We start from the raw sequence: 24431 nt of genomic DNA on the forward strand, positions 1-24431 counted from the left end.
GGGTCAGACGTAATCCGACCGCTGCAGCCCGTATTTGGCCATCTTCTCGTTCAGGGTCCGGCGCGGCAGGCACAGCTCGTCCATCACCGCGGCGATCGAGCCCTTGTGGCGGCGCATGGTGTTGTCGATCAGCATCCGTTCGAACGCCTCGACATATTCCTTGAGCGGTTTGCCCTCGGTGGTCATCACCGGCTGCATGTCCTCGTGATCGGACATCAGCAGCGAGGCGATCGTCCCCGAGCCGCGCCGCGCCTGAAGCACCGCGCGTTCGGCGATGTTGATCAGCTGGCGCACATTGCCCGGCCACGGCGCCTGCAGCAGCTGCGCGGCCTCCTGGGCGCTGACCTGCGGTGCATCGCAGCCGTATTCGTCGGCAAACTGCTCCGACAGCCGGGTGAAAAGCGTCAGGATGTCCTCGCCCCGCTGGCGCAGCGGCGGCATTGTGATCCTGAGCGCGGCCAGACGATAGAACAGGTCGGGGCGCAGCACGTCCTCGCAGGTCTTGCCGGCCTCCTGCAGGTTCGAGATCGCCACGATCCGGGTTTCGGCGGGCGTGCCCTGCTCGTTCATCACGCTCAGGAGCTTGGCCTGCAGCGTGTCGCTCAGCGCCTCGATATCCTCCAGCACCAGCGTGCCGCCGCGCGCCTCCTCGATGGCGGGCAGCTCGGTGTCCTCGGGGCGCATCGGGCCGAAGAGACGCTTGGAGAGCGCCTCCTCCTCCAGCGCGGCGCAGGAGATCAGGACGAATTTCTTGCCCGCCCGGCTGCCCACCGCGTGCAACGCATGCGCCACAAGCGTCTTGCCTGTGCCGGTCTCGCCGTCGATCAGGACATGGCCGTCGGCCTGGCCCAGGTCCAGGATGTCCTCGCGCAGGCGCTCCATCACCGGGCTGGCGCCGATCAGCTTCTTCATCAGCTGGGTGCCATCGCTCAACTCGCGCCGCAGCGCCCGGTTGTCCAGCGTCAGCCGCCGCATGGTCGAGGCCTTCTTGGCCAGTTCCGACATCCGGTCGGGATTGAACGGTTTTTCCAGGAAGTCGAACGCGCCCACGCGCATCGCCTCGACCGCCATCGGCACATCCCCGTGGCCGGTGATCATGATCACCGGCAGGGTGCTGTCGCTGCCCATGAGCTTTTTAAGGAACTGGATCCCGTCCATGCCCGGCATCTTGATGTCCGAGATCACGATACCCGGGTAATCCGGCCCCAGGGTCTTGAGCGCGTCCTCGGCGCTGGCGAATGTCTCGGTGTCGTATCCCGACAGCGCCAGCCACTGGCTGATCGACTGCCGCATGTCCTGCTCGTCATCGACGATCGCGATTTTCATAGCCTGTGCCATCTCGGACACCTTTCGTTATTCCGCGGCTTCGACGCCGCCATCTTCCAATATAGGCAGTTGCATCTCGAACACCGCCCCCCCGGCCTGTCCGTTGCGTGCCGTCAGGCGGCCGCCGTGGTCGTTGACGATCCCCGACGAGATGGCAAGCCCCAATCCGACGCCGTCACCGGGCTGCTTGGTCGTGTAAAACGGCTCGAAGAGACCGTCGAGATCCTCGACCCCGCCACCATTGTCCCGCACCGTCAGCGTCGCGGTCTCGCCGGCGGCCAGAATGACCTCGACAGTGGGGTCGTCCACCGACTTGGTGGCGTCGAGCGCATTGCGCAGCAGGTTGATCATCACCTGCTCGATGCGCATCCGGTCGCCCATCACCAGCACCGGGTTTTCAGGCAGATAGGTGTTGATCTTGACCTCGCGCTGACGCAGCTGCGGCTCCATCATCGCCAGCGACGCGGCCAGCGCATCGCCCATGTTTACAGGCGAAAACGTGTCGGCCCCCTTGCGGGCATAGGATTTCAGCTGCCGCGTGATCGCGCCCATCCGCTCGATCAGGTCGTCGATCCGGCCGAAGCTGGCCAGCGCCTCTTCGGAGCGGTTGCGCCGCAGCAGCAGGCGCGCGCCGGCCAGGTAGGTCTTCATCGCGGCAAGCGGCTGGTTCAGCTCGTGGCTTACCGCCGCCGACATCTCGCCCAGGGCCGCAAGCTTCGAGCTCTGCTCCAGCGTCTGCTCGGCCACTTTCAGGGTTTTCTGCATTCGTTCGCGTTCGGCGATTTCCCGCTGCAACCGGGCGTTCAATGCGCGAAGCTCTGCCGACTCGCGCTGGAACAGGGCCATGCGCAACGCGGTGCGCCGGCTGAGCGCATAGAAGGCCAGCGCCAGCAGAATCGCGAAACCCATGATCTCCAGCGCCAGCACGCTGTTCACCCGTTCGCGGATCGGCGCATAGGTGGTGAACGAGGTCATCTGCCAGCCGCGGAACGGAATCCGCGACACCATGCGCATCACCGCCTCGCCCTGCAGATAGGCATCCGCCGGCAGCGCGGTCCAGTCGGCGGTGGCGCGGATGGCGCGCTGGATTGCGCTCTGGGGCGGTTCGCGCTGCAGGGCCTCGGTCTCGCTCAACCCGCGCCAGCGCGGCTCCGTGGACAGGATGATCGTGCCGGTGCTGTCCGCCACCATCACCGCATCCGAGATGCCCGCCCAGGCGCGTTCGTATTTCTGCAGGTCGACCTCGACGACGATCACGCCCAGCAGGCCGCCGCCATCGGTGAGCCGCCGGGAATAGGCAAAGCTGTAGGCGCCCGACTCCAGTTCGCGCACGGTAAACACCGTGGCGTTCGAGCGCACCGGCTCGACGAAGAACGCGGTCGAGCGGTGCTGCTCGCCCAGCCGGTTGCGGTCTGTCGCCGCCACCACGCGCCCGTCCTGGTCCAGCAGCATCAGCGAGGCCGCGCCGATTTCCTCGACAAAGGAGATCAGCCGCTGGGTCGAGCGCGAGAAGTCCTGGCTCTGCAGGGCCGAGATCAGCGTCGGGTCGCGGGCCAGAAGCTGCGGCACGACGGCATTGCGGCGCAATTCGCTGACCAGGTTGCCGGTATAGAGCGTGAGCCGCAGCTCGGCGCGGTTGCGGGTGCTTTCGGTGAACCGGTCGGTCAGCAGGCGGTTCGTCACCCAGACGGTGACCCCGGCGACCAGCATCAGCGCGATCAGCGCAACCCGCACCCGCCAGGAGGTCGCGCCGGGAGGCTCCTCTCGGCGGGACGGCGGGTCTGTCGCGGGATCGTCCGAATTCATGCCGCCCACGCTACGCGGAGCCGCGCGCGCGCTCAAGTCACGCCGGTTGCAGCACGCCCGCCAATGCGCGGAAGACTGCCGTGCCGTCGCTGCCCCCGTGCCCGGGATCGGCGGCCCGCTCGGGATGCGGCATCATCCCCAGGACGCGGCGGTTGGCCGACAGGATGCCGGCGATGTCGTCCCGCGACCCGTTGGGGTTGTCCTGGTAGGTGAACGCCACCCGGTCCTCGCCGCGCAGCCGGGCCAGGGTGTCGTCATCGGCGAAATAGTTGCCGTCGTGATGCGCGATCGGGATGTCGATCACGTCCCCCGTGCCATAGCCGCCGGTAAAGGCGCTGTCGGCGGTCTCGACCCGCAGGCCGACGGTGCGGCAGATGTATTTCAGCCCCGCATTGCGCAGCAGCGCCCCCGGCAGGATCCCGGTCTCGGTCAGGATCTGGAAGCCGTTGCAGACCCCCAGCACATAGCCGCCGCGCTCGGCATGCTCGACCACCGCATTGCACACCGGCGAGCGCGCGGCAATCGCCCCGCAGCGCAGGTAGTCGCCATAGGAGAAGCCGCCCGGCACGCCCACGATGTCCACCCCCTCGGGCAGGCGGTCGTCCTTGTGCCAGACCATGTCGACGGAGAACCCGGCCTGCCCGAAGGCCACGGCCAGGTCACGGTCGCAGTTGGATCCGGGGAAAACGATGACGGCGGCGCGCATCTGCTGGCCCTCCTAGTTCAGAAAATCGGTGATGACCGCCACGCCGGGCGGTGCGGGACGGTCGAAGGCAGCCAGCTCGTCGCTGGCCTGCGACAGGGGAATGGTCCGGTCGACGAGCGGCGAGAGATCCAGCTGCCCGCCCGCGATCAGCGACAGCAGCGACGGATAGCGCCAGGACGGCATGCCCCGCGTGCCCTGCAGCGTGAGCTGCCCGGAATAGAGCACATCCATCGGCAGGGTCATCGCGGCATGGTCCCCCGCCGGCATCCCGATCTGGACCATGCGCCCCAGCTTGCGCAGCGAGCGCATCGCGGCCACGGTAGTCTCTTCGATCCCCAGCGCCTCGACCGCCACATCCGCGCCGCCGCCGGTCGCCTCGCGCACCGCCTGCGCGGCATCGCCCTGCGCGGCATTGACCACGGCATCGGCACCCAGCCGCGCGGCATGGGTCAGCTTGTCCTCGACCACGTCGACCACCACCACGCGCGCGCCCATCGCCCGGCCCAGAAGCAGCGCCGACAGGCCCACGCCGCCGCCTCCGAACACCGCCAGCCATTCACCGGGCTGCAGCCGCGCCCGCCCGGTCAGTGCCTGCCAGGCGGTGGTCACGCGGCATCCCAGGGCGGCCGCGATCTCGGGCGGCATCGTCTCGGGCAGCGGTGTGAGATTGGTGTCGGCATAGGGCACTGCGATAAGCTCGGCAAACGCGCCGTCCAGGGTGAACCCCGGCACCGCCTGGTCGCCACAGATCGTCTGGTGCCCGGCGGCGCAATCGGCGCAGCGGCCGCAGGCCAGGATGAAGGGTGCGATCACCCGGTCGCCCTCGCGCCAGCGGGTGACGCCCGGCCCGACCGCAACGACCTCTCCACAGAATTCATGGCCTGGGATCATCGGCAGCACGACGTCGGGGTCCGCCCCCGTCCAGGCGTGCCAGTCCGACCGGCAGACCCCGCAGGCCAAGACCCGCAGCACCACGCCGCCCGGCCCCGGGGCGGGATCCGCCACCTTGGTCAGGTCCAGCGGCTGGCGCCACGCGGTAAGCCGGGCCGCGCGCATTGTTCAGACCATCTCGATCTCGTAGCGTTCGATCACCGTGTTGGCGAGCAGCTTCTCGCACATCTCGGCCACGTCCGCCTGCGTCGCACCCTCGGCCAGGTCCAGGTCGATCACCTTGCCCTGGCGCACGCCCTCGACCTTGTCGAACCCCATCGCCGTCAGCGCGTGCCGCACCGCCTCGCCCTGCGGGTCCAGGACCCCGGTCTTCAACATCACATGCACCCGTGCCTTCATCTCGCCTGCTTCCCGCTTCCGTTCCGAAACCCCGCCCGGGGCTTCATCTTTTCACAAATACTCAATTCCGACCGGCGCCACCGCGCCGACGCTCAGTTGATCAGCGTGGGCTTTGCCACGGTGGTCATCTTGGGCATCACGCCCAGCCGCCGCGCCACCTCGGAATAGGCATCCGTCAGGCTGCCCAGGTCGCGGCGGAACACGTCCTTGTCCAGCTTCTGGCCCGACTCGATGTCCCACAGGCGGCAACTGTCCGGGCTGATCTCGTCGGCCACCACCAGCCGCTGGAAATCGCCGTCATAGACGCGGCCGACCTCGATCTTGAAGTCCACCAGGCGGATGCCCACGCCATACATCAGCCCGCTGAGGTAGTCGTTGACCCTGAGCGCCAGGCTAAGGATGTCGTCCATGTCCTGCTGGCTGGCCCAGCCGAATGCGGCGATATGCTCCTCGGTGACCAGCGGATCGCCCAGGCTGTCGTCCTTGTAGCAGTATTCCACGATCGGCCGCGGCAGCTGCGTGCCCTCGTCGATCCCCAGCCGCTTGGACATGGTCCCGGCGGCGAAGTTGCGCACGATCACCTCCAGCGGCACGATCTCGCAGGCGCGCACGAGCTGTTCGCGCATGTTCAGCCGGCGGATGAAATGGGTCGGCACGCCGATCGTGTTCAGCCCGGTCATGAAGAACTCGCTCAGCCGGTTGTTGAGAACACCCTTGCCGTCGATCACGTCCTTCTTCTCGGCGTTGAAGGCGGTGGCGTCATCCTTGAAATACTGCACGATGGTTCCCGGCTCGGGTCCTTCGTACAGGATCTTCGCCTTGCCTTCGTAGATCTTCTTGCGACGCGCCATGACGGACCTTTCGGGGCTGGAACGGAGGGCCGAGTCCCCCCTTCTCGCGCCCTCTTAAGCCAAGCGCCGCAGTGTCGCAAGCGCGGCCCGCCCCCTTGCGGACGGCGCGGCGGCGCTGCATATCTGTTCCAACGACACCGTCTATGAAGGGGACGCAGCCCATGACCACTTTCGACGACCGCGAAACCGCGTTCGAAAACAAGTTCGCGCATGACCAGGAAATGCAGTTCAAGGCCGAGGCGCGCTGCAACCGGCTGCTGGGCCTGTGGGCCGCGGAAATGCTGGGCAAGGACGCCGAAGAGGCCGAGGCCTATGCCAAGACGGTGATCCTGGCCGACTTCGAAGAGGCCGGCCACGAGGACGTGATCCGCAAGGTCGCCGGCGACCTCAAGGGCCACGCCAGCGCCGACGACATCCGCGCCAAGCGCGCCGGCCTTCTGGCCGAGGCCAAGGCGCAGTTGATGATCGAAATCAAGTGAACCGGACGGGCGCGTCCGTGCGCCCGCCTCATGATCTTCTTGAAGCCATTGCATTTGATCCGGCGCCCGGTCCATGACACACCGGGCGCCTGATCTGATGGATGTCCGACATGACCAACCCCCTCACCCGCCTTCTCGACACACGCGGCACGCTGCTGGCCGACGGGGCCACCGGCACCAACCTGTTCGCCATGGGGCTGCAGGCCGGCGACGCGCCGGAGCTGTGGAACACCGACGCGCCCGACAGGGTGCGCGCGCTCTATTGCGGCGCGGTCGAGGCGGGCAGCGATCTCTTCCTGACCAACACGTTCGGCGGCACCGCCGCGCGGCTCAAGCTGCATGATGCACAGGACCGCGTGCGCGAGCTGAACCGCATCGGGGCCGAGCTTGGCCGCGAGGTCGCCGACGCCGCCGATCGCCCGCTGGTGGTGGCCGGCTCGGTCGGCCCCACCGGCGAGATCATGGAGCCGGTGGGCGCCCTCACCCATGCCGATGCGGTCGAGATGTTCCACGAACAGGCCCAAGGGCTCAAGGAGGGCGGCGCCGACGTGCTGTGGCTCGAGACCATCTCGGCGCCCGAGGAATTCCGCGCCGCCGCCGAGGCCTTCGCGCTGGCCGGCATGGACTGGTGCGGCACCATGAGCTTCGACACCGCCGGGCGCACGATGATGGGCGTCACGTCGGCGGACCTGGCGCAGCTGGTCGAGACGCTGCCCAACCCGCCCCTGGCCTTCGGCGCCAATTGCGGCACCGGCGCGTCCGACATCCTGCGCACGGTCCTGGGCTTCGTCGCGCAGGGCAGCGAGCGGCCGATCATCTCCAAGGGCAATGCCGGCATCCCGAAATATGTCGACGGCCATATCCATTACGACGGCACGCCTGAGCTGATGGGCCGCTACGCGGTGCTGGCGCGCGACGCCGGCGCGCGGATCATCGGCGGGTGCTGCGGCACGATGCCCGAGCACCTGCGCGAGATGCGCCGCGCGCTGGACGACACCCCGCCCGGCGCACGCCCGACGCTGGAGCGCATCACCGCCGAGATCGGCCCGTTCTCCTCGGCCAGCGACGGCACCGGCGAGGATGACGCCGCCCCCGCGCGCCGCAACCGCCGCCGCAGGCGGGCCTGATTTCATCGTTCCGGAAATACTCCGGGGGGTGACCGCCGCAGGCGGACAAGGGGGGCAGCGCCCCCCTTACCGTCCCTCGAAATTCGGCGCGCGTTTTTCCGTGAAAGCCAGCACGCCCTCCTTGAAATCCCGGCTGCGCCCGCATTCCCCCTGCAGATGCGCCTCGACATTCAACTGCTCGGACAAGCCGCGCCTGTAGCTGCCGCGCAGCGCCTGCTTGATCGCCCCGAAGGCGGCGGTCGGCCCGTTGGCCAGATGCTCGGCCCGCGCCCGCCAATGCGCCTCGAACCCGGCATCGGGCACCGCTTCCCAGATCATGCCCCAGTCATCGGCCTGCCGGGCGGTGATCTTGTCCGAGAACAGCGCCGCCCCCATCGCCTTGGCCAGCCCGACCTGGCGCGGCAGGAACCAGGTGCCGCCGGCATCGGGGATCAGCCCGATCCGGGCAAAGGCCTGCAGGAAATAGGCACTCTCGGCGGCGATCACCACATCCGCAGCCAAGGCCAGGTTCGCCCCCGCGCCCGCCGCAGGCCCGTTGACCGCGGCAATGGTCGGCACCGGACAATCGTAGATCCGCTCCAGCATCGGGACATACTCGTCGCGCAGCGTGCGCTCCAGGTCGATCTTGCCGCCCTCGGCGGCATCGCCCAGGTCCTGGCCCGAGCAAAACGCGCGCCCCGCCCCGGTCAGGACAACGGCACGGGCGGATTTCGCCGCCTCGCCCATGGCAAAGGTGATCTCGGCCCGCATCTGCCCGGTCAGCGCGTTCATCCGGTCCGGCCGGTTCAACGTCAGAACCGCCAGCCCTTCGCTGATCGAAAAGGCAATCGTCTCGTATTCCATGAAGCACTCCAATCCGCGTCCGCGCGCATAAGACACGCCCGACTGCGGATTGGCAAAGGCAAACGCCACGTCACGCCGGCACCGGCGGGATGGTCCAACCTATCCGGCGGCCAGAGCAACGGCCCGCCTGCCCCCGCTCACTTGTCCAGCAGCTCATTCAGCCGCGCCTTCTCCTCGGGCGTCAGCGCGGTTTCCTGCACCGGCGCGGCGCGCGACCGGCCGCGCAGATAGGCCCAGCCCATCGCCGCGGCCAACAGCAGCATCAGCGGCCCGGCCGCCCAGAGCACGAGGTTGGCGCCATCAGCCGTGGGCTTGAGCAGCACATATTCGCCGTAGCGGTCGACCACGAAATCGACCACCTCGCCATCGCTGTCCCCGGCCACCAGCCGTTCGCGCACCAGAAGGCGCAGGTCGCGGGCCAGCGGCGCATTGCTCTCGTCTATGCTCTCGTTGCGGCAGACGAGACAGCGCAGGTCGCGGCTGATCTCCCGCGCGCGTTCCTCCAGCGCGGGATCGTCCAGCACCTCGTCGGGCTGCACCGCAGCCAGCGGCGCGGCCAGCAGCACCGCCAGCACCAGCCCCAGGTAGGATGGGGTTCCACCCCATCTTCCTTGCACCACCCACGCCCTCATTCCGCCGGCACCCCGCCGGCCCGCAGCTTGCGTGCGCCCGCAGCCACCCTGAATCGCCGATCGCTCAGGCTCAGCGTTCCGCCAAGCGCCATCAGCAGGCACCCCAGCCAGATCCAGTTGGTCAGCGGCTTGACATAGGTCCGCACGGTCCAGCCGCCGCCGGCCTGCTCGTCGCCGATCACCACATAGACGTCGCGCAGGATCCGGTAGTCGATCGCCGCCTCGGTGGTCGGCATCCGCGCCACCGGATAGGTCCGCTTCTCGGGGGTCAGCGTGGCGATCTCGCGGCCGGATGTCTCCAGCCGCACCTGCGCCATGGTCGACAGATAGTTCGGGCCCTCGACCTCCTCGACGCCCTCCAACGTCAGGGTAAAGCCGCCCACCTCGAAAGGTTGCCCGAACTGCGCGACACGGATGTCCTCCTGCTCCCAGGCGGTCAGCCCGGCAATGGCGAAAATGGTGATACCCAGCCCGGCATGGGCCACGGTCTTGCCCCAATCGGCCCGTGGCAGGCGGAAGAGCCGCGCCAGGCTGCCGGTCTTGCCGGTCCGGCTCCACAGGTCCACGGCCGAGCCGAAGACGACCCAGGCCCCGAGGAACAGGCCCACCGGCCCCAGCGCGCTGCGCCCGGTCTGCATCGCCCAGGCCAGCAGCCCCAGCGCCAGCGCCAGGCCGAAGGCATAGCGCAGCGCCCAGGCCGCCCGGCCCAGCCGGCCGCGTTTCCACGGCAGCATCGCGCCCAGCGGCATCGCCAGACCGATCGCCACCATGAACGGGGTGAAGGCGGCGTTGAAGAAGGGCGGACCCACCGAGAGTTTCCGGTCAAAGAACATCTCGGCCACCATCGGCCACATCGTGCCCACGAAGACCACGAAGCACGAGACCGCCAGCAGGATGTTGTTGAGGATCAGCGCGCTCTCGCGGCTGACCATGCCAAAGATCCCCTTGGCCTCCATCGCCTGCGCGCGCGCCGCAAACAGCGTCAGCGCCCCGCCGGTGAAAACCCCCAGGATCCCCAGGATGAACACCCCGCGTTCGGGATCGTTGGCAAAGGCATGCACCGAGGTCAGCAGGCCCGAGCGCACGATGAACGTGCCGATCAGCGAAAAGCCGAAGGCCAGGATCGCCAGCAGGATGGTCCAGCTCTTCAGGCTCTCGCGCTTTTCCACCACGATGGCGGAATGCAACAGCGCGGCGGCCAGCAGCCAGGGCATGAAAGAGGCATTCTCGACCGGGTCCCAGAACCAGAAACCGCCCCAGCCCAGCTCGTAATAGGCCCACCAGGACCCCAGCGCGATGCCGATGGTCAGAAAGACCCAGGCCGCCAGCGTCCAGGGCCGCACCCAGCGGCCCCAGGCGGCATCGACCCGGCCCTCGATCAGCGCGGCCACCGCAAAGCTGAAGGCCATGCTCAGGCCCACATAGCCCAGGTAGAGGAACGGCGGATGGAACGCGAGCCCCGGATCCTGCAAGAGCGGGTTCAGGTCCTGCCCGTCAAAGGGCGGCACGGCCATGCGCAGGAACGGGTTCGAGGTAAACAGGATGAAGGCGAAGAAAGCCACCGCGATCGCCGCCTGCACGCCCAGGACCCGCGCCCTGAGCGTGGGTGGCAAGCCGCCGCCGAACCAGGCCGCCATCGCCCCGAACAGGGTGACGATCAGCACCCAGAGCAGCATCGAGCCCTCGTGATTCCCCCAGGTGCCCGAGATCTTGTAGAGCATCGGCTTGGCCGAGTGGCTGTTCAGCACCACCAGCCGCAGCGAGAAATCCGAGGTGATGAAGGCCCACATGAGGGCGGCAAAGGCAAACCCGGTCAGCAGGAACTGCACCGACGCGGCCGGTTCGGCAACCGCCATCCAGCCGGGCCAGCGTTTATGCGCCCCGACCATCGGCACGATCATCTGCACGATGGCGACCAGGAAGGCGAGGATGAGGGCGAAGTGACCGAGTTCCGTAATCATGCGGAAAGGTATAGTATGCCCGCCACCCGGCTTCCAATCACATTCGCCCTGCCCGTCGCGCGTTGAACATCGCGTTGCGGGCCGTCAGGCCCGGCGCAGGCGGCGCCAATCCTCCAGCGCCGGGTTGGCATCGACCGCCAGGCTCTGGCGCGCCAGGTCCCCGTCGGGTCTGGGATCCGCGATGCCGGGACTGTCTGCGCGCAGCTGTCGCAGCTGCCGGATGTTTTCCATCACCTGCGGCGCGCGCCGCATCGCCCCGGCCAGGTCGCGCTCCAGATCCTGGATCTTGGCCTGGTGGCGTGCGCCGAAATAGAACGACACGATGACACCCAGCAGCCACCAGAGCGGCTCGGGCACCAGCGCGATGCCCTGCATCCGCTCGGCGAACCAGATCGGGTCCACCATGGCCGCAACGAAGAGGCCCAGCGTCCCCAGCGCCAGCGCCGGGCGCGGCAGACGGTTCAGCCCGTCCATGAACCGGTCGAACCCACCGCGCCGCGGCACGGCGAATTCGGCGGCGTATTGATCCTGCACCTGAGCGCGCAAGGCGGCGGCGCGCCCGGCCCCGGCCTCGGTATTCTCGCGGAACACCTCGGCCGTCTCGCGCAAAACGTTCCGCCCTCCGCCGAACAGCACCCCCATGAGCCCCGAGATCAGTCCCATGCGGCCACCCTCCTCGCGAATGCCCGCGCATCCATGTGATAGCGCGGCGACAGGAACGCCTCGGCCCGTCGGATCCAGCCGCCCTTGCCGCCCGCCCTTGTGCGGGCGTATTTTCGGCTCGACGGGCGCCGGTCGGCCAGCCGGAAATAGTAATTCCGCCGCGCCACCCCATAGGCATCGCGAAGCGCAACCGGATCGGGATCCGCTGCCAGCACCGCGGCCGCCACGGTCTGCGGCCCGATCGCACCGTCGACCACCACCTCGAAACCCATTTCGCGCAGCAGATGCTGCAGGATCCGCACGGCCTGCGCCCCGGCATTCACATACATGTCGAACACGCTCGCATGCAGGCACTCCGGCAGATCGGAGATCCGCGGCCGGCGGAAATAATGCGCCTCGAAGATCTCGACCGCCTGCGTCCGGCTCAGCGCGCGCACGTCCGCCGCCCCGACCAAGCCATCGCCATCGAGGTCCAGCCCGAGCCGGCGCATGGTATGGATCGTAACCCCGTATTTCGTGGCCCCGCCGGGATCGTCGGGGTCGTCCACGAACCCGCCCTCCCGCATCACGATCTCCTCGGCAATCTGGCGTATCTTGCGCATCGGCACCCTCCCTGGCAGAGAGGCCAACGCTGCTCGGACTTGCCTAATTCCCCGGAAACGTGCCGCGCGCCCTCCCGGCACGAAGCGCAACGCGTCGTCTTCCTCTTGCCGGAAATATCCCCGCCGGAGGCATGGCGCGCAGCGCCATTCAGACGATGGGCGTCATCAACTCGGTCTCCTGCCCGTCCCGCACCGCGGTATAGAAACAGCTGCGCCGGTTGGTGTGACAGGCCGGCCCGGTCTGGCGCACCAGCACCAGCAGGCAGTCGCGGTCGCAATCGAGCCGCAGATCGACAAGCTCCTGCACATGGCCCGAGCTTTCTCCCTTGACCCAGTACGCCTGCCGCGACCGCGACCAGTAGGTGACGCGCCCGGTCTCAAGCGTGCGCGCCACGGCTTCGGCATTCATCCAGGCCATCATCAGCACCGCGCCGTCCCCGGCATCCTGCGCAACGGCCGGAATCAGCCCGTCGGCGTTGTAGTTCAGGCTGGAGGGGTCGAAGGACATATGCGATAACCTTTTGAATCCGGGATCGGCCCCACTATCTATGGGCTGTACGCGACGAGGGAAAGCCATGACCGGCGAAACCGATCTGATCAAACTCTATTCCGGCCGGATCCTGGCGCTGGCGGCCGATATTCCCCATCTCGACCGGCTGGACGACCCGGACGCCACGGTCAAGAAACGCTCACCGCTCTGCGGCTCGACAGTGACGGTCGATATCAGCCTGCAGGACGGCCGCGTGGCCGGTTTCGGGCAGGACGTGAAGGCCTGCGCGCTGGGCCAGGCCGCCGCGTCGGTGGTCGGCGGCGCCATCATCGGCACCACGCGGGCGCAGGTGGAAACCGCGCGCGACCAGCTCAAGACGATGCTGAAGGAGGACGGCCCTGCCCCGGACGCGCCGTTCGACGGACTCGAGGTTCTGCGCCCGGCACGCGACTACAAGAACCGCCATGCCTCCATCCTGCTGGCGCTCGAGGCCTCGGCCGAAGCGGTCGAAAAGGCCGAACGCGCCAACTGCGCCTGACACCCCCTTGGCTTTGCAAGAAAAAACCGCCGCGCAGTCCCGGGCAGGACTGGCGGCGGCAGGTTGTGCGGGTCTCGACCGGGGATCGGGCGCAGGCCGTCGGGTCGGGGACAGGCAGGTGACCCGGAGCATCCGAAGGGACAGGAATGCAGGGTCGGCCGCGCCGGGACGAGATCGCAGGCAGATTCGCGTCAGAGACCCGGCAGGTGAAGCGCCGCGACCAGCATCACGACCAGCGAGGCCGCGCCGAGCGCATCTTGCACCAGGGTGCCTTGCGACCGGCTCAGCACGGATTTGATCTGGGTCAGCATGGTGTCACCTCCAAGTTGGTTAACTCTCTGTTGACCTTTTGTTCTCATTTTGCGGGCGCCCTGTAAAGAACTTTTTAGGAACATTCGCGAACAAAACCGGCCGTATCGCGACAATTCATTGAAATTTCATAATATTTTCCGCGCCCCTCGATTCGCCGCGCGGGATCAGCCGACCGAGATGAGACGAATGGCCTGGTCCTGCTTCATCAGCCACAGCAGCACCCGAGCGGCCCGCCCCCGCTCGCCCTCCAGGGCCGGGTCGGCCTCCAGCAGCGCCCGGGCATCGGTCTGCGCCATCGCCATCAGGCCCGCCTGCCGTTCCAGATCCGCGATTCGGAACCTCGGCAGACCCGATTGCGCGGTCCCGATCAGGTCGCCGGCGCCGCGCATCTCCAGATCGGTTTCGGCGATGCGGAACCCGTCTTCGGTCTCACGCAGAACTTCCAGCCTTCGCCGCCCGCCCTCGCCCAGGGGGGGCCGGTACATCAGCAGGCAGGTCGAATCCGCCTCACCCCGTCCGACCCGGCCCCGCAGCTGGTGCAGCTGCGCCAGGCCGAAGATCTCGGCGCGCTCGATCACCATGATCGACGCGTTGGGCACGTTCACCCCCACCTCGATCACCGTGGTCGCCACAAGAACCTTGGTGTCGCCCGACACAAAGGCGGCCATGGCGGCGTCCTTGTCGGCGGGCGGCATCTGGCCGTGGACCAACCCGACCACCCCCTCACCCAGTGTCGCGCGCAGCCGCTTGAACCGGTCCTCGGCGGCGGTCAGATCGGTCGCTTCCGACTCGTCCACCAGCGGACAGACCCAGTAGCATTGCCGCCCCTCTGCAATCGCGCGGCGCAGGTGGTTCACGACCTCGTCCATGCGCTCGGTCGAGACAACGGCGGTCTTGACCGGCTTGCGGCCCGGCGGTTTCTCGTCCAGCACCGAAACATCCATGTCGCCATATTGCGCCAAAGACAGGCTGCGCGGGATCGGCGTGGCGGTCATCACCAGAACATCCGCGCCCAGCCCCTTCTCCGCCAGTTCCATGCGCTGCCGCACACCGAAGCGGTGCTGTTCGTCGACGATGGCCAGGCGCAGGTCGCGGAACCCGACATCGGACTGGAACACCGCATGTGTGCCCACCAGCACCTGGATGTCGCCCCGCGCCAGAGCCTCCAGCTTGGCGCGCCGCTCCGCGCCCTTGTCGCGGCCGGTCAGCAGCTCGAGCACGACACCGGCCTCCTCGGCCAGCGGCCGCAGGCCCTCCAGGTGCTGGCGGGCGAGGATTTCGGTGGGCGCCATCATCACGCCCTGCCCGCCCGCCTCGACCGCGACAAGCAGCGCCATGAAGGCCACCAATGTCTTGCCCGCGCCCACGTCGCCCTGAAGCAGCCGGTTCATGCGCTCCGGCGCGGCCATGTCGGCGGTGATCTCGGCAATCGCCCGTTCCTGCGCCCCGGTCGGCCGGTATGGCAGGTTGGCAAGCACGCGGGACTGCAACGCACCGGTGGCCCTGCTCTGGATCCCGCGGGCCTTGCGTTCGCGGCGGCGCGCCAGCGCCAGGGTCAACTGATGCGCCATCAGCTCGTCATAGGCCAGGCGCGCGCGGGCCGGAGCGGTGGGCACGACGTCATCCAGACCCTGCGGCGCATGGGCCGCCTGCATCGCCTGCCGCCAGCCGGGCCAGCCCTCGCGCGCCTTCAGCGCGGGATCGATCCACTCGGCCAGCTCCGGCGCCCGCGCCAGCGCGCTTTGCGCCGCCTTCAGCGCGGTTTTCTGCGTCATGCCGTGCGTGAGATGATAGACCGGCTCGAAATCCGGAATGTCACCCGCCTCGGCCAGTGGCGCCATGTGCTCGGGATGCACCATCTGCGCCATGCCGTCGAAAAGCTCCAGCTTGCCCGACACGACACGCCGCGCGCCCTCGGGCAAGACCCGTCTCAGGTAGTCGCCGCGCGCGTGGAAGAACACCAGCTGGAAATCCGCCTGCGCGTCCTCGACATGCACGCGATAGGCCCCGCCCCGGCTGCGTGGAGGCCGATGGGCGCCGACCGTCACCTCGACGGTCAGCGTGCAGGGCAGATCGACCCCCTTGATCGTCTCGCGCCGGCGCCGGTCGATCACCGCATAGGGCAGCGAGAACAACACGTCGCGCGGAGTCTCGATCTCGATCTGCGCCATGACCTGCGCGGTCTTGGGGCCGACGCCCTCCAGCGTCTCCAACCCCGCGAAGAGCGAGAAAAGTTGCTCGGGGCGGCCGCTCATGCGTCGCCGATCAGCTGCAGCCAGCCATCCTCATCCAGCGTCTCGATCCCAAGCTCGGCGGCCTTCTTCGCCTTGGATCCCGCCCCCGGTCCGGCCACGAGCAGATCGGTCTTGGCGCTCACCGAGCCCGATACCTTGGCCCCCAGCGCCTCGGCCCGCGCCTTGGCCTCGGCGCGGGTCATCTTCTCCAGCGTGCCGGTGAACACCACCGTCTTGCCCGCCACCGGGCTGCCGGAGGTGTCTGGGCGCGACGCCTCCTGCACGTCGAGATGCGCCACCAGCCGTTCGATCGAGGCGCGCTCGTTCTCCTGGGCAAAGGCGGTGACCAGCGAGGCGGCCATCACCTGCCCCACCCCGTCGATGCTGAGCAGGTCGTCCCAGGCCGGGCCCTCCATCGTGGCGGCTTCGCGCATTGCTGCCTCGAAGGCCGCCCAGCTGCCGTAATGCGTGGCCAGCAGGTTCGAGGCGGCCTCGCCCACATGCCGCAGCCCCAGCGAAAAGATCAGTCGGCCCAGCGGGATGCGGCGTTTTTCGTCGATTGCCGCGAACAGGTTGGCGGCGGATTTCTCGCCCCAGCCCTCGCGGTTCTTCAACTGCTGCATGCCGCGGCCGAACCGCTCCTCGAGCGTGAAGATGTCCGCCGGTTCGGCAATCCAGCCGTCGGCATGGAACTGCTCCACCTGCTTGGCGCCCAGCCCCTCGATGTCGAAAGCCGCGCGCGAGACGAAATGCTTGAGCTTCTCCACCGCCTGCGCCGGGCAGATCAGGCCACCCGAGCAGCGCCGCACCGCATCGCCCTCCTCGCGGATCGCATCACTGCCGCATTCCGGGCAGATGGTCGGGAAGGCGTAGGGCTGCGCATCGGCTGGCCGTTTCGACAGGTCCACATCGGCCACCTTGGGGATCACGTCGCCGGCGCGATAGACCTGCACCCAGTCGCCGACGCGGATATCCTTGCCGCCGCGGATCTCCTCGCCGCGGCTGTCGCGCCCGGCGATGTAATCCTCGTTGTGAAGCGTCGCGTTCGAGACCACAACGCCCCCCACCGTCACCGGCGTCAGGCGCGCCACCGGGCTGAGCGCGCCGGTACGGCCGACCTGGATGTCGATCGCCTCGAGCCGGGTCCAGGCCAGTTCGGCGGGAAACTTGTGGGCGATGGCCCAGCGGGGCGTGGTGCTGCGATAACCCAGCCGGTGCTGCAGCCCCAGGTCGTTGACCTTGTAGACCACCCCGTCGATGTCATAGCCCAGCGTGGCGCGTTTCTGTTCGATTGTCGCGTAATGCGCCAGCATCTCCTCGGGCCCGTCGCACAGGGCCGTCAGATCGTTGGTCTGAAAGCCCAGTTTCCTCAGCCGCGCGATCGCCTTCATTTGCGTTTCTGCAAGAGGTTCGGAGGTCTCGCCCCAGGAATAGGCGAAGAACCGCAAGGGCCGCGCCTTGGTGATCGTTGCATCAAGCTGCCGCAACGAGCCCGCCGCGGCGTTGCGCGGGTTGGCGAATTGCTTGCCGCCGGTCTCGGCCTGCCTCTCGTTCAGGGCCCCGAAATCGGCGTGGCTCATGTAGATCTCGCCGCGAATTTCCAGCACGTCGGGCGCACCGTCGAGCTCTTGCGGAATGTCGCCAACGGTGCGGGCATTGGCGGTGACGTTCTCGCCCACGGCCCCGTCGCCGCGGGTGGCGGCCTGCACCAGCGTGCAGTTCTCGTATCGCAGGGACAAAGACACGCCGTCGATCTTGGGCTCGGCCGTGAAGGCCAGCGGGGCACCGGCATCGAGGCCCAGGTACTTGCGGATCGAGCGGTCGAAATCGGTCACGTCCTCGGCGCTGAAGGCATTGCCCAGCGACAACATGCGCATGGCATGCGTGACCTTGGCAAAGCCCTCCGAGGGGCGCGCGCCGACCGATTCGGACGGGCTGTCGGCACGTTTGAGATCGGGAAACCGCGCCTCGATCGCGGCGTTGCGCCGTTTCAGCGCGTCAAATTCGGCATCCGATATCTCGGGCGCGTCCTGGCCGTGATAGGCCTGATCGGCCCGCGCCAGCAGCGCGGCCAGGCGGGCCAGTTCGCCCTGCGCCTGCGCCTCGGTCATTTCGTCGATCTCGAGAGTGTCGGTCATGGCCCCGCCCAAGCTGTCGTCCGTTCGCCGACAAGTGATAGGACGGGGCCATGATCAGGTCCAGATGCCCATTTTCCGAGGTGAGTGGCGGCGGCCGCTCTGGACAGGCGGTGTATCGGGGTATCAGGCGCCGACGGCCAGGCGCGGGTCGTCCATCTCTTCGGGTTGCGGGTCGCGCAGGACATAGCCGCGACCCCAGACGGTCTCGATATAGTTGCGCCCGCCGGTGGCCTGGCTCAGCTTCTTGCGCAGCTTGCAGATGAACACGTCGATGATCTTGAGTTCGGGCTCGTCCATGCCGCCATAGAGATGGTTGAGGAACATCTCCTTGGTCAGCGTGGTGCCCTTGCGCAGCGACAGCAGTTCCAGCATCTGGTATTCCTTGCCGGTCAGGTGCACCGGCTGGCCATCCGCCTCGACCGTCTTGGCGTCCAGGTTCACCGAGATCAGACCGGTATGGATGACCGACTGGGAATGGCCCTTGGACCGGCGGATGATGGCGTGGATCCGCGCCACCAGTTCCTCGCGGTGGAACGGCTTGGTCAGGTAGTCGTCGGCGCCGAACCCGAAGCCCTTGATCTTGCTGTCTGTGTCGTCGGCCCCCGACAGGATCAGGATCGGCGTCTCGACGCGCGCAAGGCGCAACTGGCGCAGAACCTCGTGCCCGGTCATGTCGGGCAGGTTCAGGTCCAGCAGGATCAGGTCCAGCAGGATCAGGTCGTAGTCATAGAGCTTGGCAAGATCGACGCCCTCCTCCCCCAGATCGGTCGCATAGACGTTCAGGTTGGCATGGGTCAGCATCAGCTCGATGCTCTTCGACGTCGTCGGATCGTCTTCGACCAGTAGGATTCGCATTCAGTCTCTCCGCCTCAATTCGGGTTCGGTGTGCGGTTAACCCTGACCAATAAAGGTTAATCCCCTCTTACCCGTTATGGAGATACTACTACTCTCCCTTAGGTTGTCTATATCTTTTCAACGCCGTCGCCTTCAAACCTTCTGCCCCGTGCTCCGCCGCGGCGCTGACCCAGGCGTTGAACTCCTCTTCGCTCAGGCCATATGTCGACATCGCCTCCTCCAGCGGCAGCAGCCCGTAGAGGACGCCGCGCACCACCGCGATCTTGCGTGATGCCACCCAGCGCCGCGTGTCGGCGGGCGGCAGGTCCGCCCGGGTCATCCGCGTGCCATCCGGCAACCGAACCGCGCGCACGCCTTCCACCTTTCGCAAGAACATCCTCGCACCCTCCTTCATCTCCACCGCCATCCTGCGGAGGGCGTGCTTAACGGGGCGTGAAACGCGCCCTTGAGAGTGTCGCGGATTTTCCTATATTCCGACGGTCCCGGTACAACCCCCGACTCCGACAGGAACCCGACCCATGGCGCTCGACACCAGCACCCCGATCAACTCGCTCGGCTTTGCCAAGCCGCCATCCGAGACGCGGGTGGTCGTCGCCATGTCCGGCGGCGTCGACAGCTCGGTCGTGGCCGCGCACCTGGCCGACCAGGGCTATGACGTGGTGGGTGTCACGCTGCAGCTTTATGACCACGGCGCGGCGCTGGCCAAGAAGGGTGCCTGCTGCGCCGGTATCGACATCCACGACGCCCGCCGCGTCGCCGAAGAGCGCGGCTTTCCGCATTACGTGCTGGACTATGAGAACATCTTCAAGGACGCGGTTATCGACGAGTTCGCCGACAGCTATCTGGCGGGGGCCACGCCGGTGCCCTGCATCCGCTGCAACGAGCGGGTCAAGTTCAAGGACCTGCTGGAAACCGCCCGCGACCTCGAAGCCGACTGCATGGCCACCGGCCACTACATCCAGCGCAAGATGGGTCCCGACGGGCCGGAACTGCACAGTGCCGAGGATGCCAATCGCGACCAGAGCTATTTCCTGTTCTCGACCACCCCCGAGCAGCTCGCGTTCCTGCGCTTTCCGCTGGGCCACCTGCCGTCGAAACAGGCCACCCGAGAGATGGCGGCGCAATACGGGCTTTCGGTCGCAGACAAGCCCGACAGCCAGGACATCTGCTTCGTACCCAATGGCGACTATGCCAGCGTGATCGAGAAACTGCGCCCCGGCGCGGCCGAGCCCGGCGAGATCGTGCATGCCGACGGCCGGGTGCTGGGCCGCCATACCGGTGTGATCCACTACACGATCGGGCAGCGCCGCGGCCTGGGTATCGGCGGGTTGTCCGACCCGCTCTACGTGGTCAAACTGGACGTGGGTTCCAAGCAGGTCATCGTCGGCCCCAAAGAGATGCTGGCCACCCGCACCATCCCCGTGCGCGAGATCAACTGGCTGGGCGATGCGCCCTTCACCTCGCAGCCCGAATGGCACCTGTCGGTCAAGGTCCGCTCCACCCGCCCCCCGCGCGAGGCGATCATCCGGCCGCTCGGCGACACCACCGCCGAGGTCGAGTTGCTGACCCCCGAGGAAGGCGTCTCGCCGGGACAGGCCTGCGTATTCTACGAAGGCGACGGCAGCCGCATCTTCGGCGGCGGCTGGATCTGGCGAGGTGCCTGAGCAACTCGCCACCGAACGGCTGCTGCTCCGGCGGCTGCGGGCCGACGACGCCCCCGCGCTGCACGCAGTCTTCTCGGATGCGCTGGCCATGCAGTATTTCGGTGACCGCCATGAAACGCTGCAGCAGACCGTGGACTGGGTCTCGGGATCCGTCGACGCACCGGACAGCCGGTGCCGGGAATACGCGATCGTCCTGGAGGGTTGCGTCATCGGCAAGGCCGGTGTCTGGAACGCGCCTGAAATCGGGTTCTTCCTGCTCCGCGATCATTGGGGTCGCGGCTACATGCGCGAGGCGCTTGTCCGGCTGCTGCCGCGTTTTTTCGAGATGATGGACCTGGACGAGATCACCGCCGATGTCGACCCGCGCAATGCGGCCTCGCTGGCACTGCTGCACAAGCTGGGATTCGCGGAAACGCACCGGGCCTCCGCGACCATCCGCATCGGCGGGGAATGGTGCGACAGCGTCTTTCTGCGGCTCGGGCGCGATCAGGCCGTATCGGGGCCGGCATCTACCAGCACGTAGGGACCCGCCGCAATCATCGCCCAGGGGCCCAACCGTCCGGCAAGGCGGCCGGTAATGGCGGACAGGACGAGGGTCAAAAGAACCGCGAGATTGTCGGGATTAGTGGAAGCCGCGCCAGCGCCGCCGAAAGGCCGGGCAGCCCATGTCACGCACGCATTCCGGACAGGACCGCCCGCGCCGCGCGCAGGCCCGGCGCCTCGCCGCCCCGGCCCAGCCGGTCCATCGTCGCCTCCATCGCCGCCTGCTGCGCTTGCGGGTCGGCCCGCACCTCCGCCAGGTGACGGGCGATGGCCTCGGGCGTGCAGCCGGGGCCAAGGCATTCCGGCACCACGCGCGTCTCGCTGACCAGGTTGACCAGCGTCACGGTGTCGATGCTGACCATGCGCTCGGCGATCTTCTGGGTCAGCCAGCTGACCTTGTAGGCGATCACCATCGGCGTTCCGGCCGCCGCCAGTTCCAGCGACACCGTGCCCGAGGCCGCCAGCGCCAGCTCTGCCGTGGCAAAGGCCGCGCGCTTGTGGGCGGCGGCAGTATCCGGGTCGACGTGCCGCGGATCCAGGACAACCGGGTCACCCGGCCAATCCGCAACCTGCAGGCGCACCGCGTCGGCCACGTGTCCCACCGCCGGAACAACAACACGCATCTCCGGCGCCTCGGCCAGAAACCGCTTGAGGCCCGCACCGAATACCGGGGCAAGCCGGTCCACCTCGCCCCGGCGCGAGCCCGGCAGGACCAGCAGGACGGGCGCGTCGCCCAGATCCAGCGCCTCGCGCAGCGCCACGATCTCGGCCGGGGTGGCCTGCGGTTCGGCCACGACCGGATGTCCGACGAAATCGCAGGCCATGCCCGCCCGCTCCATATAGGGCGGCTCGAAGGGCAAGAGCGCCAGCACGTGGTCGATGACCCGCGCCATCCTGTCGGCCCGGCCCGGGCGCCAGGCCCAGACGCTGGGCGCCACGTAATGCACTGTGCGGATGTCGCTGGCGGCCTTCACCAACCCCGCAACCCGCAGTGAGAAATCGGGCGAGTCGATGGTGATGAGCACGTCGGGGCGCGTGTCCAGCACCGCTTGCGCGGTCTCTGCAATGCGACGCTTGAGATGGAAGTATTTCGGCAGGACCTCGACCAGCCCCATGACGCTCAGCTCATCCATCGGGAACCGGCTGACAAGGCCCTGTGCCTGCATCATCTGCCCGCCGATCCCGTCGAATTCGACATCCGGCACCAGCTCGCGCAGCCCCGCCATCAAGGCGCCGCCCAGCCGGTCGCCGGACGGCTCGCCGGCCAGCAGGAAGACGCGCATCAGGCGGGCCGCCCGACGACCTGCAGGAACAGGCCCAGCCGGTCGCATTCGGCGATCACCGTCTCGCGGTCCAGAACGATCACCCCGCCCTTTTCGATCACGATCCCCGACAGGCCCGCGGCCACGGCTGCTGTCACCGTGTCCGGGCCGATGGTCGGCAGATCGACGCGGTGGTCCTGGTCGGATTTGGGACCCTTGAACAGGATGCCGCCACCGGCATCAGGGCGCTGGGTCAGCGATTGCAGCATCCAGTTCGTGCCAAAGACGCCCTCGATCGCCAGCGCCTGACCGCGCAGCACGACACAGGCCTGCCCGATATCGGCCGTGCTCATCGCGCGCAGGATGGCGGCGCCGCGCGCGGCATCCTGCAGATCACCCTCCGAGGGCGCGGCCTGTGTCAGACTGCCCAGCGGCGGCAACAGGTCCGGCGCAATCTCATGCGCCGCACGCACGCGCAGCCCGGCCTCCTCGAAGATCCCGATCACCGCGCGCAGGGCGCCATCGTCACCGCTGAGGATCGCCGTCTGCAGCACCGGAACCAGCGGCATGGTGGCGGCATCGATGCGCGACGGGTCGATGGGCGGCCGACCGACCGCCCCGGCCATGCAAAGCTCGCTCACCCCGCGCGCCTTGAGATCTGCGATCAGGCTGCCGAGCTGCTCGATGGGAAACGGCCGGTCCACGGCCAGCCGGTCGGGCGGAAACCCCTCCATGGCGCAGATCAGCGGGCGCTCGGGCAGCCTGTCCACCAATTCGTCGGGCAGCGCGCCCGATCCCGCGATCAGCGCCAGCACCGGCCTCAATCCCCCGGCGTGAGGAAGGACCGGTCGGTGTCGCCGGTCACGAAGGCCACGATGCGCTGGACATACTCGCTGTCCGTCTCCTTGCCGATCCGCTGCGCGCGCTCCTGGAAGGTGCCGTCGCCCTGGGACAGGGTCTGGAAGGCCCGCCGCAGCGCCGAGATATCCTCGCGCGGGACACCGCCACGCTTGAGACCCACCAGGTTCAGCCCGTCCAGCCGGCCGCGCGACGCCTGCACAAGCCCGTAGGGGATCACGTCCTTGGGCACCATGGTAAGCGCGCCGATGATCGCGCCGCGCCCGACCCGCACCCATTGATGCAGGCCTGAAAGCCCACCGATGATCACGTCATCCTCGACCACGCAATGCCCGGCCGCGCCGGCATTGTTGACCATGATCACGCGGTTGCCGATCTGCACGTCATGGGCCACATGCGCGCCCGCCATCAGCAGGCAATCATCACCGATCCGGGTCACGCCACCGCCACCCTCGGTGCCGGTGTTGACCGTCACATGTTCACGGATCCGGTTGCGCCGGCCGATCTCCAGCCGGGTCTCCTCGCCGCCGAATTTCAGGTCCTGCGGGATCTCGCCGATCACCGAGAAATTGAAGATCACGGTGTCGTCGCCGATCTCGGTGTTGCCGGTCACGACCACGTGGCTTTTCAGCTCGACCCGTTCACCCAGCCGAACCCTGGCCCCGACGACGCAGAACGGCCCGATGACACAGCCGTCGCCGATCTGCGCGCCCTCCTCGATCACCGCACTGGGATGGACAAGGCTCATGTCGTCTTTTCCATGTCCCAATCGACATAGGCCGAGAACTCCGCCTCGGCGGCGGTCTCGCCCTCGACCCTGGCCACGCCCTTGAACTTGAACAGCTTGCCGCCCGGCTTGCCGCGCAGGGTCTCGACATGCATCTCCATCACGTCACCGGGCACGACCTTGCGGCGGAACTTGCACTTGTCGATGCCCATGAAATAGATCAGCAGCTCGGTGTCGATCACGTCGAATCCCACGCCCAGCATCACCCCCGAGGTCTGCGCCATCGCCTCGATGATCGTGACACCGGGCATGATCGGCGTGCCGGGGAAATGGCCCTGGAAATGCGGCTCGTTCATGGTGACGTTCTTGATCCCGCGCGCCGACTTGTAGCTGTCGATATCGACCACCTTGTCCACCAGGAGGAACGGGTAGCGGTGCGGCAGGATGCGCTGGATCAACTGAATGTCGGCGCATTTCTTCTCTGAACTCATCGGGCTGAGATCCTGTTCTTCAAGCATATCGCA

Annotated in this window: 25 protein-coding genes; 5 read left to right on the forward strand and 20 right to left on the reverse strand. The window is 67.7% G+C overall.

Going from position 1 to position 24431, the window contains the following annotated elements:
• Positions 1–3: 3 nt before the first annotated feature.
• The 6 genes from BMX57_RS00775 to purC form a co-directional block, all read right to left on the reverse strand.
• Positions 4–1338, reverse strand: a complete 1335-nt coding sequence (locus tag BMX57_RS00775; RefSeq protein WP_092361570.1) for a sigma-54-dependent transcriptional regulator — start codon at positions 1336–1338, stop codon at positions 4–6.
• Between the two features lie 15 nt (positions 1339–1353).
• The gene (locus tag BMX57_RS00780; protein WP_092361571.1) at positions 1354–3132 is read right to left on the reverse strand and encodes a sensor histidine kinase; all 1779 of its coding nucleotides are present in this window, start codon (positions 3130–3132) and stop codon (positions 1354–1356) included.
• 37 nt (positions 3133–3169) lie between these two features.
• Positions 3170–3838, reverse strand: coding sequence for a phosphoribosylformylglycinamidine synthase subunit PurQ (gene purQ, locus BMX57_RS00785; protein ID WP_092361572.1), 669 nt, complete (start codon positions 3836–3838; stop codon positions 3170–3172).
• A 12-nt stretch (positions 3839–3850) separates the two neighbouring features.
• The gene (locus tag BMX57_RS00790; protein WP_092361574.1) at positions 3851–4894 is read right to left on the reverse strand and encodes a zinc-dependent alcohol dehydrogenase family protein; all 1044 of its coding nucleotides are present in this window, start codon (positions 4892–4894) and stop codon (positions 3851–3853) included.
• A gap of 3 nt (positions 4895–4897) precedes the next feature.
• On the reverse strand, positions 4898–5128 hold the full coding sequence (gene purS, locus BMX57_RS00795; RefSeq protein ID WP_092361576.1) for a phosphoribosylformylglycinamidine synthase subunit PurS: 231 nt from the start codon (positions 5126–5128) through the stop codon (positions 4898–4900).
• A gap of 92 nt (positions 5129–5220) precedes the next feature.
• A complete protein-coding gene (gene purC, locus BMX57_RS00800) occupies positions 5221–5979 on the reverse strand; it encodes a phosphoribosylaminoimidazolesuccinocarboxamide synthase (RefSeq protein ID WP_092361578.1) in 759 nt (252 codons plus the stop codon).
• Between the two features lie 161 nt (positions 5980–6140).
• Between purC and BMX57_RS00805 the strand changes: the two genes are divergently transcribed.
• Complete coding sequence (locus BMX57_RS00805; protein ID WP_092362189.1) at positions 6141–6458, forward strand: DUF1476 domain-containing protein; 318 nt, start codon at positions 6141–6143, stop codon at positions 6456–6458.
• A gap of 110 nt (positions 6459–6568) precedes the next feature.
• Positions 6569–7585 (forward strand): betaine--homocysteine S-methyltransferase, encoded by a 1017-nt coding sequence (bmt, locus tag BMX57_RS00810; protein WP_092362191.1) that lies wholly within the window; start codon positions 6569–6571, stop codon positions 7583–7585.
• 66 nt (positions 7586–7651) lie between these two features.
• On the opposite strand, the gene BMX57_RS00815 is transcribed toward bmt, so the two are convergent.
• The 6 genes from BMX57_RS00815 to hisI all read right to left on the reverse strand — a co-directional run bounded on the left by BMX57_RS00815 (position 7652) and on the right by hisI (position 12794).
• Positions 7652–8428: an enoyl-CoA hydratase-related protein gene (locus BMX57_RS00815; protein ID WP_092361580.1), complete on the reverse strand. Its 777-nt coding sequence runs from the start codon at positions 8426–8428 to the stop codon at positions 7652–7654.
• A gap of 137 nt (positions 8429–8565) precedes the next feature.
• Complete coding sequence (locus BMX57_RS00820; protein ID WP_092361582.1) at positions 8566–9060, reverse strand: cytochrome c-type biogenesis protein; 495 nt, start codon at positions 9058–9060, stop codon at positions 8566–8568.
• Positions 9057–11021: a heme lyase CcmF/NrfE family subunit gene (locus tag BMX57_RS00825; RefSeq protein ID WP_092361584.1), complete on the reverse strand. Its 1965-nt coding sequence runs from the start codon at positions 11019–11021 to the stop codon at positions 9057–9059. The genes BMX57_RS00820 and BMX57_RS00825 overlap by 4 nt, the downstream gene beginning before the upstream one ends.
• An 84-nt stretch (positions 11022–11105) precedes the next feature.
• Positions 11106–11684, reverse strand: a complete 579-nt coding sequence (locus BMX57_RS00830; protein ID WP_092361586.1) for a holin family protein — start codon at positions 11682–11684, stop codon at positions 11106–11108.
• Positions 11675–12286 carry a holin-associated N-acetylmuramidase gene (locus BMX57_RS00835; RefSeq protein WP_092361588.1) on the reverse strand — a complete coding sequence of 204 codons (612 nt, stop codon included), beginning with the start codon at positions 12284–12286 and terminating at the stop codon, positions 11675–11677. Before BMX57_RS00835 ends, BMX57_RS00830 begins: the two co-directional genes overlap by 10 nt.
• Positions 12287–12434: 148 nt before the next feature.
• Entirely contained in the window at positions 12435–12794 is a 360-nt protein-coding gene (gene hisI, locus BMX57_RS00840; RefSeq protein WP_092361590.1) for a phosphoribosyl-AMP cyclohydrolase, read from the reverse strand.
• Between the two features lie 67 nt (positions 12795–12861).
• Between hisI and BMX57_RS00845 the strand changes: the two genes are divergently transcribed.
• Complete coding sequence (locus BMX57_RS00845) at positions 12862–13314, forward strand: iron-sulfur cluster assembly scaffold protein (RefSeq protein ID WP_092361592.1); 453 nt, start codon at positions 12862–12864, stop codon at positions 13312–13314.
• A gap of 476 nt (positions 13315–13790) precedes the next feature.
• Here BMX57_RS00845 and recG read toward each other — a convergent pair whose 3' ends face one another.
• The 4 genes from recG to sciP form a co-directional block, all read right to left on the reverse strand.
• Positions 13791–15881 carry an ATP-dependent DNA helicase RecG gene (gene recG, locus BMX57_RS00850; RefSeq protein ID WP_092361594.1) on the reverse strand — a complete coding sequence of 697 codons (2091 nt, stop codon included), beginning with the start codon at positions 15879–15881 and terminating at the stop codon, positions 13791–13793.
• The gene (gene ligA / locus BMX57_RS00855) at positions 15878–17998 is read right to left on the reverse strand and encodes an NAD-dependent DNA ligase LigA (RefSeq protein ID WP_092361596.1); all 2121 of its coding nucleotides are present in this window, start codon (positions 17996–17998) and stop codon (positions 15878–15880) included. The genes recG and ligA overlap by 4 nt, the downstream gene beginning before the upstream one ends.
• A 123-nt stretch (positions 17999–18121) precedes the next feature.
• Positions 18122–18853, reverse strand: coding sequence for a response regulator transcription factor CtrA (gene ctrA / locus BMX57_RS00860; protein ID WP_092361598.1), 732 nt, complete (start codon positions 18851–18853; stop codon positions 18122–18124).
• Between the two features lie 88 nt (positions 18854–18941).
• Positions 18942–19229 carry a CtrA inhibitor SciP gene (gene sciP / locus BMX57_RS00865; RefSeq protein ID WP_092362193.1) on the reverse strand — a complete coding sequence of 96 codons (288 nt, stop codon included), beginning with the start codon at positions 19227–19229 and terminating at the stop codon, positions 18942–18944.
• Positions 19230–19371: 142 nt separating this feature from the next.
• On the opposite strand from sciP, the gene mnmA reads away from it, so the two are divergent.
• Both mnmA and BMX57_RS00875 read left to right on the forward strand, forming a co-directional pair.
• On the forward strand, positions 19372–20517 hold the full coding sequence (mnmA, locus tag BMX57_RS00870; protein WP_092361600.1) for a tRNA 2-thiouridine(34) synthase MnmA: 1146 nt from the start codon (positions 19372–19374) through the stop codon (positions 20515–20517).
• Positions 20510–21040, forward strand: a complete 531-nt coding sequence (locus BMX57_RS00875; protein ID WP_092361602.1) for a GNAT family N-acetyltransferase — start codon at positions 20510–20512, stop codon at positions 21038–21040. Before mnmA ends, BMX57_RS00875 begins: the two co-directional genes overlap by 8 nt.
• Positions 21041–21185: 145 nt before the next feature.
• Here BMX57_RS00875 and lpxB read toward each other — a convergent pair whose 3' ends face one another.
• The 4 genes from lpxB to fabZ are packed head-to-tail and all read right to left on the reverse strand — an operon-like array spanning position 21186 to position 24398.
• Positions 21186–22343, reverse strand: coding sequence for a lipid-A-disaccharide synthase (gene lpxB, locus BMX57_RS00880; RefSeq protein ID WP_092361604.1), 1158 nt, complete (start codon positions 22341–22343; stop codon positions 21186–21188).
• Positions 22343–23137 carry an LpxI family protein gene (locus BMX57_RS00885; RefSeq protein ID WP_092361606.1) on the reverse strand — a complete coding sequence of 265 codons (795 nt, stop codon included), beginning with the start codon at positions 23135–23137 and terminating at the stop codon, positions 22343–22345. The genes lpxB and BMX57_RS00885 overlap by 1 nt, the downstream gene beginning before the upstream one ends.
• Before the next feature lie 5 nt (positions 23138–23142).
• Positions 23143–23928, reverse strand: coding sequence for an acyl-ACP--UDP-N-acetylglucosamine O-acyltransferase (gene lpxA, locus BMX57_RS00890; RefSeq protein WP_092361607.1), 786 nt, complete (start codon positions 23926–23928; stop codon positions 23143–23145).
• Complete coding sequence (gene fabZ / locus BMX57_RS00895; RefSeq protein WP_092361609.1) at positions 23925–24398, reverse strand: 3-hydroxyacyl-ACP dehydratase FabZ; 474 nt, start codon at positions 24396–24398, stop codon at positions 23925–23927. The genes lpxA and fabZ overlap by 4 nt, the downstream gene beginning before the upstream one ends.
• Positions 24399–24431: the final 33 nt, after the last annotated feature.

It is taken from the genome of Cribrihabitans marinus, assembly GCF_900109035.1.
Lineage (GTDB): Bacteria > Pseudomonadota > Alphaproteobacteria > Rhodobacterales > Rhodobacteraceae > Cribrihabitans > Cribrihabitans marinus.

Coding starts and splice junctions, on each gene's coding strand:
- fabZ (WP_092361609.1), bottom strand. CDS start 24,398: ATGAGTTCAGAGAAGAAATGCGCCGACATTCAGTTGATCCAGCGCATC.
- BMX57_RS00820 (WP_092361582.1), bottom strand. CDS start 9,060: ATGAGGGCGTGGGTGGTGCAAGGAAGATGGGGTGGAACCCCATCCTAC.
- purS (WP_092361576.1), bottom strand. CDS start 5,128: ATGAAGGCACGGGTGCATGTGATGTTGAAGACCGGGGTCCTGGACCCG.
- mnmA (WP_092361600.1), top strand. CDS start 19,372: ATGGCGCTCGACACCAGCACCCCGATCAACTCGCTCGGCTTTGCCAAG.
- BMX57_RS00775 (WP_092361570.1), bottom strand. CDS start 1,338: ATGGCACAGGCTATGAAAATCGCGATCGTCGATGACGAGCAGGACATG.
- BMX57_RS00825 (WP_092361584.1), bottom strand. CDS start 11,021: ATGATTACGGAACTCGGTCACTTCGCCCTCATCCTCGCCTTCCTGGTC.
- BMX57_RS00815 (WP_092361580.1), bottom strand. CDS start 8,428: ATGGAATACGAGACGATTGCCTTTTCGATCAGCGAAGGGCTGGCGGTT.
- bmt (WP_092362191.1), top strand. CDS start 6,569: ATGACCAACCCCCTCACCCGCCTTCTCGACACACGCGGCACGCTGCTG.
- ligA (WP_092361596.1), bottom strand. CDS start 17,998: ATGACCGACACTCTCGAGATCGACGAAATGACCGAGGCGCAGGCGCAG.
- BMX57_RS00805 (WP_092362189.1), top strand. CDS start 6,141: ATGACCACTTTCGACGACCGCGAAACCGCGTTCGAAAACAAGTTCGCG.
- BMX57_RS00780 (WP_092361571.1), bottom strand. CDS start 3,132: ATGAATTCGGACGATCCCGCGACAGACCCGCCGTCCCGCCGAGAGGAG.
- hisI (WP_092361590.1), bottom strand. CDS start 12,794: ATGTCCTTCGACCCCTCCAGCCTGAACTACAACGCCGACGGGCTGATT.
- purQ (WP_092361572.1), bottom strand. CDS start 3,838: ATGCGCGCCGCCGTCATCGTTTTCCCCGGATCCAACTGCGACCGTGAC.
- BMX57_RS00790 (WP_092361574.1), bottom strand. CDS start 4,894: ATGCGCGCGGCCCGGCTTACCGCGTGGCGCCAGCCGCTGGACCTGACC.
- BMX57_RS00845 (WP_092361592.1), top strand. CDS start 12,862: ATGACCGGCGAAACCGATCTGATCAAACTCTATTCCGGCCGGATCCTG.
- recG (WP_092361594.1), bottom strand. CDS start 15,881: ATGAGCGGCCGCCCCGAGCAACTTTTCTCGCTCTTCGCGGGGTTGGAG.
- purC (WP_092361578.1), bottom strand. CDS start 5,979: ATGGCGCGTCGCAAGAAGATCTACGAAGGCAAGGCGAAGATCCTGTAC.
- lpxB (WP_092361604.1), bottom strand. CDS start 22,343: ATGCGCGTCTTCCTGCTGGCCGGCGAGCCGTCCGGCGACCGGCTGGGC.
- ctrA (WP_092361598.1), bottom strand. CDS start 18,853: ATGCGAATCCTACTGGTCGAAGACGATCCGACGACGTCGAAGAGCATC.
- BMX57_RS00835 (WP_092361588.1), bottom strand. CDS start 12,286: ATGCGCAAGATACGCCAGATTGCCGAGGAGATCGTGATGCGGGAGGGC.
- BMX57_RS00830 (WP_092361586.1), bottom strand. CDS start 11,684: ATGGGACTGATCTCGGGGCTCATGGGGGTGCTGTTCGGCGGAGGGCGG.
- sciP (WP_092362193.1), bottom strand. CDS start 19,229: ATGTTCTTGCGAAAGGTGGAAGGCGTGCGCGCGGTTCGGTTGCCGGAT.
- lpxA (WP_092361607.1), bottom strand. CDS start 23,928: ATGAGCCTTGTCCATCCCAGTGCGGTGATCGAGGAGGGCGCGCAGATC.